This window comes from Streptomyces sp. IMTB 2501, from assembly GCF_001953885.1.
In the GTDB taxonomy this organism is placed as follows: Bacteria; Actinomycetota; Actinomycetes; order Streptomycetales; family Streptomycetaceae; genus Streptomyces.
Genome location: NZ_MQUS01000015.1, coordinates 220,811 through 231,475 on the forward strand (window position 1 = coordinate 220,811; position 10,665 = coordinate 231,475).

At 71.2% G+C, this 10,665-nt stretch carries 7 protein-coding genes; all 7 read right to left on the reverse strand.

Translation table 11 applies throughout. The features are described from left to right. Positions 1–151: 151 nt before the first annotated feature. Entirely contained in the window at positions 152–844 is a 693-nt protein-coding gene (locus AV521_RS25835; protein WP_256725679.1) for a 4'-phosphopantetheinyl transferase, read from the reverse strand. After that, the gene (locus AV521_RS25840; protein ID WP_076091143.1) at positions 837–2,081 is read right to left on the reverse strand and encodes a cytochrome P450; all 1,245 of its coding nucleotides are present in this window, start codon (positions 2,079–2,081) and stop codon (positions 837–839) included. The genes AV521_RS25835 and AV521_RS25840 overlap by 8 nt, the downstream gene beginning before the upstream one ends. A gap of 2 nt (positions 2,082–2,083) precedes the next feature. Next, a complete protein-coding gene (locus AV521_RS25845) occupies positions 2,084–2,824 on the reverse strand; it encodes an SDR family NAD(P)-dependent oxidoreductase (RefSeq protein ID WP_076091145.1) in 741 nt (246 codons plus the stop codon). Between the two features lie 15 nt (positions 2,825–2,839). Further along, the gene (gene gntD / locus AV521_RS25850; RefSeq protein ID WP_076091147.1) at positions 2,840–3,862 is read right to left on the reverse strand and encodes a guanitoxin biosynthesis L-enduracididine beta-hydroxylase GntD; all 1,023 of its coding nucleotides are present in this window, start codon (positions 3,860–3,862) and stop codon (positions 2,840–2,842) included. A gap of 43 nt (positions 3,863–3,905) precedes the next feature. After that, positions 3,906–4,142 (reverse strand): MbtH family protein, encoded by a 237-nt coding sequence (locus tag AV521_RS25855; protein ID WP_076091149.1) that lies wholly within the window; start codon positions 4,140–4,142, stop codon positions 3,906–3,908. Between the two features lie 95 nt (positions 4,143–4,237). Next, entirely contained in the window at positions 4,238–10,444 is a 6,207-nt protein-coding gene (locus AV521_RS25860; protein WP_256725680.1) for a non-ribosomal peptide synthetase, read from the reverse strand. Next, the coding region (locus AV521_RS25865; RefSeq protein ID WP_143658648.1) for a phosphopantetheine-binding protein at positions 10,441–10,665 on the reverse strand (225 nt) is incomplete at its 5' end. The genes AV521_RS25860 and AV521_RS25865, both read right to left, overlap by 4 nt.

Here is a 10,665-nt window from a genome sequence, read left to right on the forward strand (position 1 = left end):
AGGTTCCGGCGGCAGCCCGGTGGGGCGGACACCGGTGGCGGCGCGGTCGCATCATGCCTGTGGCGGGTTGCCACACTCCAGGCAAGAGTCCGGCAACTCGCGCCGCTCCACAGGCAGTGTCGGTGCCGGCCGGTCCGCGGCCGGCACCCGCTCACGCGGGTACGACGACGGCGGCCAGCAGGTAGCCCCGCTGTACCGCCCAGCGGCCGTCGCAGCGGGCGACCGGGTTGCCGCCTCGCACGGGGAGGGGATCGCCGAGGCCGGCGGTGAAGGTGCCGTCCGTGCGCAGCGTGATGTCGCTGTCCGTGAAGCCGACCGAGTGCCCGGTCAGCACGTGGAGTGCCTTGAAGACGCTCTCCTTGGCACAGAACATCAGCCGGTCCCAGTGCACGTGCGGCGCCTGGTGCCGCAACAGCCGCGCCCGGTTCCGCTCCGCCGGCGAGGTGATCCGGTCCGCGACGAGCGGCGGCAGCGCCTGGTGCGGCTCGGCGTCGATGCCCAGCGCCGAGGCATCCTGCAGCCGGGCCACCGCGCTGGCCCGGTAACCGGCGCAGTGCGTCATGCTGCCGGTCACTCCGGTCGGCCAGCGCGGCGCTCCGCCGGGTCCGGGCACCAGCGGGACAGCGGGAACGCCGAGCTGTGCCAGCGCACGGCGGGCGCAGACGCGTACGGTGCTGAACTCAAGGCGCCGCTCGTCCACCACTGCGGCCACCGCGGCCTTCTCCTCGGGAAAGAGCCCGGTGCCGTCGTCGAGGTCTTCGTACGTCTCCTGGACCGCCACCTGGGCGGGCACGAGGCCGGCCAGTCCCCCGGCCCACCCTGCGGGCGCCGCGGTGTCAGGCACCGGTGAAGGCGGGGTCCGGGGTGAACGACACCGGAAGGGTGGCGAGTCCGCTGAGGAAGTTGGCGTAGATCCGTCGCGGCTCGCCGGTCAGCCGCATACCGGTGGCCATGGCGCGCAACCCGCTGAACACGGCGTTCAGTTCCGCCCGTGCCAGGTAGGCACCGATGCAGAAGTGGGGGCCGTGGGCGAACGTGAGGTGCTTGTTCGGTGTCCTCGCCAGATCGAACCGGTCGGGGTCGGGGAACTGCCGTTCGTCACGGTTGGCCGATGCGTTCCAGACGGTGACGATGTCGCCGGCCTCGATGAACTCCCCGCCCAGGAAGCAGTCCTCGGTCGCGGTGCGGCCCGAGTGCAGGCTGGGCGTGGTGTAGCGCAGCACCTCCTCGATGGCGGTCTCCACGCTGACCTGCCGACTCTTGAGGGCCTGCCACTGCTCGGGGTTGCGCATGAGTTCGAGCAGGCCGCCGATCATGGCGAACCGGGTCGTCTCGTTGCCGCCCATGATGATGCTGTAACAGTTGAAGATGATCTCCTCATGGCTCAGCGGGCGTCCGCCGACGTCGCTGGTGACCAGCAGGCTCACCACATCGTCGTAGGGCTTGGCGCGGCGTGACTCGGCCAGCTCCGAGAAGTAGAGCAGCAGTTCGTTCTTCGCGCTCCAGGTGCCCTCTTCCGTGGGGGCGCCGTCGGAGGAGGCGAGGGCGGACGGGGTGAGCGACAGGATGTGGGCGCGGTCGGACTGTGGCACCCCCAGCAGGTCGCAGATGGCCGCGAGCGGGATGTTGGCGGCGACGTCGCTGGCGAAGTCGGCCTCGTCCTTGGCGACGGCGTCCGCGATGAGCTTCCAGGTGGCCGTGCGCAGGCTGTCGACGATGACCTCCAGCGCACGGGGGGTGAAGGGCTTGTTGAGTACGGAGCGCAGCGCCGTGTGATGGGCTCCGTCGGTGACGGCCAGCATCCGGCCGCCGGCGGAGTCACCGCCCGCCAGGAGGGTGTCGAGGACGTTGCCCCGCTCGGACGAGAACAGCCGGCTGTCCTTGTAGACGGTCGCCACGTCGTCGTAGCGGGTGATCACCCAGAAGCCGTCGCCGCGCCGGGTCGCGGGATGGCGGTGGACCGGCGCCGTGTCGCGCAGATGCCGCCACACCTCGGTCAGGTCGTACTCGGCGTGCAGTCGCGGATCGGCGAGATCGACGCCGTCCAGGGCGCCGGGATCGAGCAGTGGGCGGTTGATCATGTTCAGCTCCTGGTGTCGGGGAAGAAGGCCGTGGTCGCACCGGCCGTCTCGCCCCCGTCGATCACGAACTCCTGGCCGGTCACGAACGCCGCCGCGTCCGAGGCGAGGAAGAAAAAGGCCTCGGCGATCTCCTCGGGAGCGGCATGGCGGCGGGCCGGGATCCGCTCGTTCACCGCTGCCAGCATCTCGTCGGTGTACTCGGCCCGTTGCATGGGCGTGAGCACCGCTCCCGGCGTCACGCAGGCGGTACGCACCCGGGGGCTCAGTTCCATGGCGAACGTCTGGCACAGCGACACGACACCGGCCTTGGTCGCGTTGTAGTCGGCGTACAGCGGGTATCCCCGCGAGCCGTTGACCGACGCCGTGGCCAGCAGGACCCCGTGGCCCTGACGGACCATGTACTCGGCGGCGTGGCGCCACAGGCCCAGCACACCGAGAAGGTTCACGTCGACGATCCGCCGCACGTCCTCCTCGGTGAGGTCCAGCACCCCGCGCCGCTTGCTGATGCCGGCGTTGGCCACGACGACGTCCAGCCGTCCTCGTTCACCGTGCACCCGGGCCAGGGCGTCACGCACCGCGCCCCAGTCGGCCACGTCGGTCTCGATCCACCGCCGGTCGGGGCCGTCGGCCTCCTCCGGCGGCATCACGTCCAGGTTCACCACGTAGTCGCCGGAGCCGAGGAACCGCTCGGCCGTCGCCTTCCCGATACCACTGGACGCACCGGAGACAACGATTGTTCGCATGTCGGGAACTCCCCCTCAGAGCAGGACGCGGTGGCTGTCGCTCTCACGGCTGACGAGCCCCCGGCGCAGATTGCGGGTGACCGTCAGTCGCTTCAGCCAGCGATCCGTGCCGTCGTACCGCGCGCGGAATGCCCTGCGGCCGTGCACCGCCAGGTAGTTGTCGAGCACCAGCAGCGTGCCCGGGCCGACCACCACGTCCTGCTGCACGCTCTCCAGTCCGGCCATGAGCCGGTCCAGGGCCTGCTCGGCCGCGCCGTCCTCCCCGGCGATACGCATGAACGGCCGGTCGATGCGCAGGTAGGGGTTGAGCCGGTCGCCGAACAGTACGGCGGTGGCCTCCGGTTGCTGCTGCATCCGGCGCATCTTGGCCAGTGCCCGGTGATTCGGGTCGCGTGCCTCGAGCTGCCTCAGGTGTTCGTCGTCGGGCAGGATGTAGAACCGCGGCTCGGCCAGGATCCGCCGGTCCTCGTCGCTCAGCTCCAGATCACGCACCGACGCCATGATCGTGGGTACCTGGTCGTCGTTGCGCAGCCCGAACAGGAGCAGGTAGTCGCACCGGTCGGGGTGGAACCCGTCCTCGGTGTGGAACTCCAGCAGTGCCTCGCTGCCGTACCCGCTCTGGCACTCCTCGTCCCCCTGGATGGGCAGGAGGTTCTGGATGATCCGCCCCGACTGCAGTGTCGCCCAGGCGAACGGCTCACCCAGCGCCATGCCGCACAGCGCCACGAAGATCTCCTGGTCCCGTGTCGACTTGGCGCCGATCGCGGCCTCCCAGTGCGAGGGCGTGGGGCCGATGGCGGTCTCGTCGACCGGGAAGCCGTGCACCAGGGCGCACGCCGAGCGCTCGGAGCGGCGGAAGCCGTCCAGGAACGAGCGTAGGCCCGGCGGCAGTTGGTGGCCGGAGTCCCAGAACCGGTCGTAGAACTCCGGGTCAGCCGGGTCGCCACCGGAGTCCCTCAGCCTCTCGACGGATTCCATGAGCGCGGCGGCCTCGTCACCGCCGAGTGAGTACTCGACGGGTATGTCGAGTCTGGGCATCTTTCACACACCTCATAGCGATGGGATGGATACGGCGGCCCGTTCAGTGGGACGCAACCGCGTCCGCCTGCTCCTGTTCCATGGCCCGCACCAGGCTCTTGGGCCTCATGTCGGTCCAGTTCTCGTTGATGTAGTCGAGGCAGGACTGGCGGTCGCCCTCGGGACGGACGATCTCCCAGCCGGCGGGTACCTCCACGAAGGCCGGCCACAGGGAGTGCTGGCCCTCGTCGTTGACCAGGACCAGGTAGGTGCCGTCCGCACGCTCGAAGGGGTTGTCCATGGCTGTGCTCTCCTGTCAGTGGGAACTGATTGGTGTCTGTGGGGAACGTGTTCGTGAGGGGGTTCGACGCGGCGCGCGGTTGGGCGCCGGCCTGCTCAGCAGGCGTCGGGTCCGGCGGACCGCGGACCGGCGAGGGCCGCCAGGTGCCGGGCGATCCGGCTGGCGGTGCGGTGCTGGAAGATCGCCCGTACGGCGATGTCGATACCGAACTCCGCGCGGATACGGCCCGCCAGGCGCAGCGAGGTGAGCGAGTCGGCGCCGGCCGCGAAGAGGTCGTCGTCGGCTTCGAGACGCTCCAGGTGGAGCACCTCCGCCGCGATCGAGCACAGCCGTTCGACGGCGGGGACCCGCGGTTCGAGGAACCGTGCGGTCAGTGCCGTCCGATCGGTGGCCAGCTCCCTCAGCAGGGAGCCGAGCCGCTCGGCGATCCACTCGGCGGTGGCCGCGTCCAGCACTTCCGGACGGTGGCTGATCTCAAGGTACAGCCGGTCTCCCGGCACCGCCATCAGCTTCAGAGGGTAGTGGTAGGCGTCCCGTCCGGTGAAGCCCGTCAGACGCAGTCTGGCACCCGGTACCGCGGGGAGCGCGGCATCCGCCGGGTAGTTCTCGAAGACCAGGGACGTGTCGAACAGGGCGTCCATGCCGACCAGGCGGTGGATGTCGGTGAGCCCCAGGTGGTGGTGGCCGCTCAGCTCCGCCTGCTCCTCCTGGATTCTGCCCAGCAGCGCGCCCACCGGCTCGCGCGGGTCCAGCCGGACCCGGACGGGGACGGTGTTGATGAGCAGCCCGACCATGTCCTCCACGTCGGGCAGCTCGGGCGGCCGTACGGAGACGGTGGCGCCGAAGACCACGTCGTCCCGGCCGGTCAGGGTGCTCAGCAGCAGTGCCCAGGCACCCTGGACCAGGGTGTTGAGGGTGACGCCGTGGGCGCCTGCGGTCGCCGTGAGTTGTGCGGTCAGCTCTTCCGGCAGCTCGGTGACCACGCGCTGCGGCAGGTCGGGGACGGCCGCCGCCTCCGTGCCCGGCACGACGAGCGTGGGCTCCTTCAGGTCCGCGAGCGCCTCACGCCAGGCGGCCTCGGTCGCGTCGCGGTCCCGTTCGGCGAGCCACCGCAGGTAGCCGTGCGTCTCGGGGACGGGTGCCAGCCGGCCGGGGTCACCGTGGTGGGCGTAGAGCGTGAAGAGATCACGCATGATCAGGGGGGTCGACCAGCCGTCGGTGAGGATGTGGTGGCTGGTGAAGACCAGACGGTAGCGGGTGTCCTGGAGCCGCACCAGGGTGAAGCGCAGCAGGGGCGCGGTCGCCAGGTCGAAGCGGCGGGCCCGGTCCGTGGCCAGCAGCCGGTCCAGCTCGGCCTGGCTCGCCGCCGGATCCGGTCCCCGCAGGTCCACCTCCGTGAAGGGGACGGTGACCGAACGGGCGATCAGCTGGACCGGCTCCCCGCCGTCCCGCTGCACGAACGCCGCGCGCAGCACCGGGTGACGCTCGACGAGTTGCCGGCAGGCGGTGCGCAGCAGGTCGAGCTTGAGTTCGCCCTCCAGCTCGAAGACCAGTTGGACGTTGTACACGTCGACGCCCTGGGTGTCGTAGCAGGCGTGGAAGAGCAGCCCTTCCTGCAGCGGCGTCAGCGGCAGTACGTCGGTCAGCCCCTGGTCTCCCTGGCGCGCGTGGAGACGGTCCAGCTCGGCCTGGTCGAGATCGACCAGCGCGACGTCGGACGGGGCGAGCGCGCCCGCCACCGGGTGTGTGGAGTGCTCCACGAGCGCGCGCAGTGCGGCGAACCACGCCTGCGCGAGCGCATCCACCTCCTGGAGCGTCAGCAGTTCGGCCGCCCACGTCCAGGTGGCGACCAGGCTGGGACCACCGGGACGGTCCTCGGTCGCCGCGTTGACCTCCACGGTGTGCGCGAGCGGCATGCTGTCCTCGGCGGCGGGCACCGACGCGTCGGGCTCCACGGCCACCGCCCAGTCGTCGTCCCCGGAGGCGGCGAACCGGCCCAGGTAGTTGAAGCCGATCTGCGGTCCCCGGAAGCCGACCAGCTCAGCGGCGGTCCGCTCGTTGAGATGGCGGAGCATGCCGTAGCCGATGCCGTGGTCCGGTATGGCACGCAGCTGTTCCTTGACGCGGCGCAGCGCCCGGGCGAGCAGCGGTCCCGGATCGGCGGCTGCGGTCCAGTCGTCGGTTTGCGGATCGAGGTACGCCGGGAACAGTGTGGTCAGCCAGCCGACGGTGCGAGACAAGTCCGCTCCGGGGCCTATCTCCTCGCGGCCGTGCCCCTCCAGGTCCACCAGGACGCCGGAGCCCGCGGACACGCCCCGGGCACGGCGCCAGGCGGAGACGGCGAGGGCCAGCGCGGTCAGCAGCACCTCGTTGATGTCGCCGCGGTAGGCCGTCGGCACGCTCGTCAACAGCGGCTCGGTGTACTCGGGCGGCAGGGACAGGGTGAGGCTGCGGCTGGTGCCGTGCTGGTCCCGTGCCGGATCCAACGGGCGCTGGGTCAGCAGCGGGTCGTCGCCGCCGAGCATCTGCCGCCACAGCGGCAGTTCCGCCGTGCGCTCCTGTCGGACGGATTCCTCGGCCAGTCGTGCGCCCCAGGTGCGCAGCGGGGTGGGTACCGGGTCGAGGGCGGGCTTCTCGCCCCGTGCGAGGGCCGCCCAGGCGGCCTCCAGGTCCGGCAGGAGGATCCGCCAGGACACCCCGTCCACGGCGAGATGGTGGATGACGAGCAGCAGACGGCCCTGGCGTTCGGGTCCGGCGTCGAACCACACCACGCGCATCACGTCGCCGGTGCGGGGGTTGAGAGCGTCGCGCGCTTCGGCGGAGTGCCGGCTGATGCCCTCGCGCATCCGGGTGCCGTCGAACGAGGAGACATCGACCCGGTAGACGAAATCGTCCGCCGAGGCCACTCCTGTCGGTCCGACCTCCTGTCGCCAGCCGCCCGCGTCGTCGACCAGCAGGCGCATGCGCAGTGCGCTGTGCCGGTCCAGCAGCGCCCGGACGGCGGCCTTCAACCGGTCGAGGCCCAGTCCGGCGGGCACCCGCAGCAGCACCGACTGGTTGAACCGGTCGACGGGGCCGCCGAGTTCCCGCAGCCAGTGGGTGATCGGCGTGGGGAGCACCTCGCCGACTCCGGAGTCCTCGGCCGGCGCGGGTGCCGCCGGCTGCTCGGCACCGGCCACCTGGGCCAGCGCGGAGACGGTCTTGTACCGGAACACGTCCTTGGGCGTGAGCACGAGCCCCGCCTTGCGGGCCCGGGCCACCAGCTGGATGGACATGATGGAGTCGCCGCCGAGGTCGAAGAAGCCGTCGTCGACGCCGAACTCCTCGACACCGACGACCTCGGCGAACAGCGCGTGCAGAACGCGTTCGCGTTCGTCGCGGGGCTCGCGCACGGCGGACCTGGCGACGGCCGCCTCCGGTGCCGGAAGGGCCCGGCGGTCCAGCTTGCCGTGGTGTGTCAGCGGCAGTTCGGACAGTACGACGAAGTCCGTGGGAACCATGTACGCGGGCAGTTCCGCGGCGGCGCGGGCACGCAGTTCCGCCACGTCGACGGTGCAGGCGGCGACGGGCAGCAGATAGGCGACGAGCCGCCGGGAGCCGGGAACGTCCTCGCGTACCACCACGGTGGCGTGCGCGACCGAGGGATGGGCGCCGAGGACGGCTTCGATCTCGCCCGGCTCGATGCGGTAGCCGCGGACCTTCACCTGGTCGTCGGTCCGCCCGCCGTAGACCAGGTCACCGCTCGGCGTCCACCAGGCGATGTCACCGGTGCGGTACATACGGGTGCCGGGTGCGCCGAACGGGTCGGCCACGAAGCGCTGCGCCGACAGTCCCGGGCGGCTCAGATAACCGCGCGCCAGCTGCGGGCCGGCCAGGTACAGCTCCCCGGGGACCCCGCAGGGCACGGGGCGCAGCCAGGCGTCCAGGACGTAGGCGCGCGCGTTGGGGACCGGGCGGCCGATGGGCACCGCCCCCGGTGCGAGGACGTCACCGGGGCGCACCCGGAACTCCACACACCCCACGGTGGCCTCGGTCGGGCCGTACTCGTTGATCACGGTGGTCCCGGGGTGGCGACCGCGCCACTCGTCGAGCATCTCCGCCGTCAGCTGCTCACCGCCGACGACGAGTTCACCGGTGGGCGAGTACCACTCGGCGACGCTGGTGAGCACGGACAGGTGACTCGGCGTGGCCTTGACGAAGGTGGGCCGTCCGGTGCTCAGCAGACCGTCCGGCGCAGGGGAGCCGTCGAGGTCGGCGAGGCGCAGGCGGCCTCCCCGGGTGAGCGGCCCGAACAGCCCGGTCACGGTCAGGTCGAAGGAGGCCGGCGAGTGCAGCAGCGCCCGTCCGGCGAGGCTCGGGTAGGCCTCGTGGGCGAAGGCCAGGTAGGTGAGGACCGAGCGGTGCTCCACCATGACGCCCTTCGGCCGCCCGGTGGAGCCGGAGGTGTAGATGACATAGGCGGGATGGGACGGGTTCAGCGGTGCTGTGCGTTCCGCGTCGTCCAGGTCATGACCGGGAAGCACGGACAGAGCGGAACGGATCTCCGGGTCGTCCAGCACGACGGCTCCGGGCGGTGAGGCGACGCCCGAACGGCTCACCACCGCCACGGGGGCGCTGTCCTCGATCATGAAGGCGATCCGGTCCTCGGGGTAGGTCGGATCGACGGGCACGTAGGCGGCCCCGGTCTTCACCACGGCGAGCAGGGCCACCAGCAGGTCGACCGAACGCGGCAGCACCACGGCCACCGTCCGCTCGGGCCCGGCACCGCTGCGGAGCAGGTGGCGGGCCAGCCTGTTCGCCTGCTCGTTGAGTTCGGCGTAGCCGATTTCCCGGGCGTCCCACTCGACCGCGACGGCGTCGGGGGTACGGCGCACCTGGTCCTCGAACAGCTCGGACAGGGTCGCCTCGGGCACCGCAAGCGCGGTGTCGTTCCACTCCCCGACGATACGGGCGCGCTCCTCACCGGAGAGCAGCTCGATCCGTCCCACCGGCGTGGCGGGCGCCTCCACCACCGTCCGCAGCAGCGTGCGCAGCCGCTCGCCGAAGTCCCGCACCCTGTCCTGGTCGAAGACGTCGGCACGGTAGTTCAGTTCCAGCCGCAGCCGCTCACCGGGGACGGCGACCAGACTCAGCGGATAGTGGGTCGATCCGGTGGTGTCGCCGCCGTTGTCGCTCTCGTCGAGGACGGTGATCTGCAGGCCGGGCACCGGCCGCTGCACGGCTCCGCGGTCGAGTGGGGCGTTCTCGAAGCCGGTGGAGGTGTCGAAGAGTTCGCCGAGGCCCGCCAGTCGCTGGATCTCGGCGAGCCCGAGGTAGTGGTGGTCGCCCAGCGCCGACTGCTCGTCCTGGATACGGGCCAGCAGCGTCTCCAGCGTTTCCGCGGGGTCGAGCCGGATACGCACGGGGACGGCGTTCATCAGCAGTCCGACCATGCCCTCGATGCCTGGCAGGTGGGGCGGCCGGCCGGAGACGGTCGTACCGAACACCACGTCGTCACGGCGGGTGATCAGGCTCAGCAGCAGCGCCCAGGCGCCCTGCACGACCGTGTTGAGGGTCAGTCCCCGACTGCGGGCCGCCGTGTGCAGAGCCGCGGTGAGTTCCCCGGTCAGCTCCAGAGTCACCAGCGCGGGCATCGCGGCGGTGCCGGCGGAGTCGGCTCCCGGTGCGACGAGGGTGGGCTCGCCGAGGCCGGCGAGCGCGGCGCTCCAGGCCCGCTCGGCCTGCGCGCGGTCCTGCCGGGCGAGCCAGGCGAGGTAGCCGCGGTAGGGCACGACGGCGGGAAGCGCCGATCCGTCGCCGCCGTTGGCGTACAGCTGGAACAGATCGCGCAGCACGAGGGGCAGCGACCAGCCGTCCAGCAGGATGTGATGGTACGTCAGCACCAGGACGTGCTGGTCGGCCTCCTGCTTGACCAGGGTGACGCGCAGCAGCGGCGGTCTGATCATGTCGAAGCGGCGGGCCCGGTCCTCGGCCAGCAACCGGTTCAGTTCGGCACGCCGCTGCGCGGGCTCCAGCGGGCTGAGGTCCGTCTCGGCCCACGGCAGTTCGACAACGCGGTGGACCAGTTGCACCGACTCGCCGGACGCGCGGCGCTGCTGGAAACCGACCCGGAGCACGGCGTAGCGGTCCAGCAGGGCCTGGAAGGCGGCGCGCAGCCGGTCGGCGGAGAGTTCTCCCGTCAGTCCGAACGCGGTCTGGACGTTGTAGACGTCGACGCCCTGGTGGTCGTAGACGGCGTGGAAGAGCATGCCCTCCTGCAGTGGTGACAGTGGCAGGACGGCTTCGATCGGCGATTCCTTCACTTGCTGGTCCCCCATTGCGTCTCGAATTCGTTCAGCTCGTCCTGATCCACCTGGACCAGTTCCTCCTCCGGCGCGTCCCCGAGCCAGGGGTCGGCCTCGGCTTCCACCGCGGTGGCCAGCTCGGCGAGTGCGGCGACGGTCTTGTGGCGGAAGACATCACGCGGTGAGATCACCACTCCGGCCGCGCGGGCCCGGGAGACGAGCTGGATGGAGATGATCGA

What these genes read in the sequence shown, in the direction of transcription:
- AV521_RS25840 (WP_076091143.1), bottom strand. Translation starts at nt 2,081, where the DNA reads ATGATCAACCGCCCACTGCTCGATCCCGGCGCCCTGGACGGCGTCGAT.
- AV521_RS25845 (WP_076091145.1), bottom strand. Translation starts at nt 2,824, where the DNA reads ATGCGAACAATCGTTGTCTCCGGTGCGTCCAGTGGTATCGGGAAGGCG.
- gntD (WP_076091147.1), bottom strand. Translation starts at nt 3,862, where the DNA reads ATGCCCAGACTCGACATACCCGTCGAGTACTCACTCGGCGGTGACGAG.
- AV521_RS25855 (WP_076091149.1), bottom strand. Translation starts at nt 4,142, where the DNA reads ATGGACAACCCCTTCGAGCGTGCGGACGGCACCTACCTGGTCCTGGTC.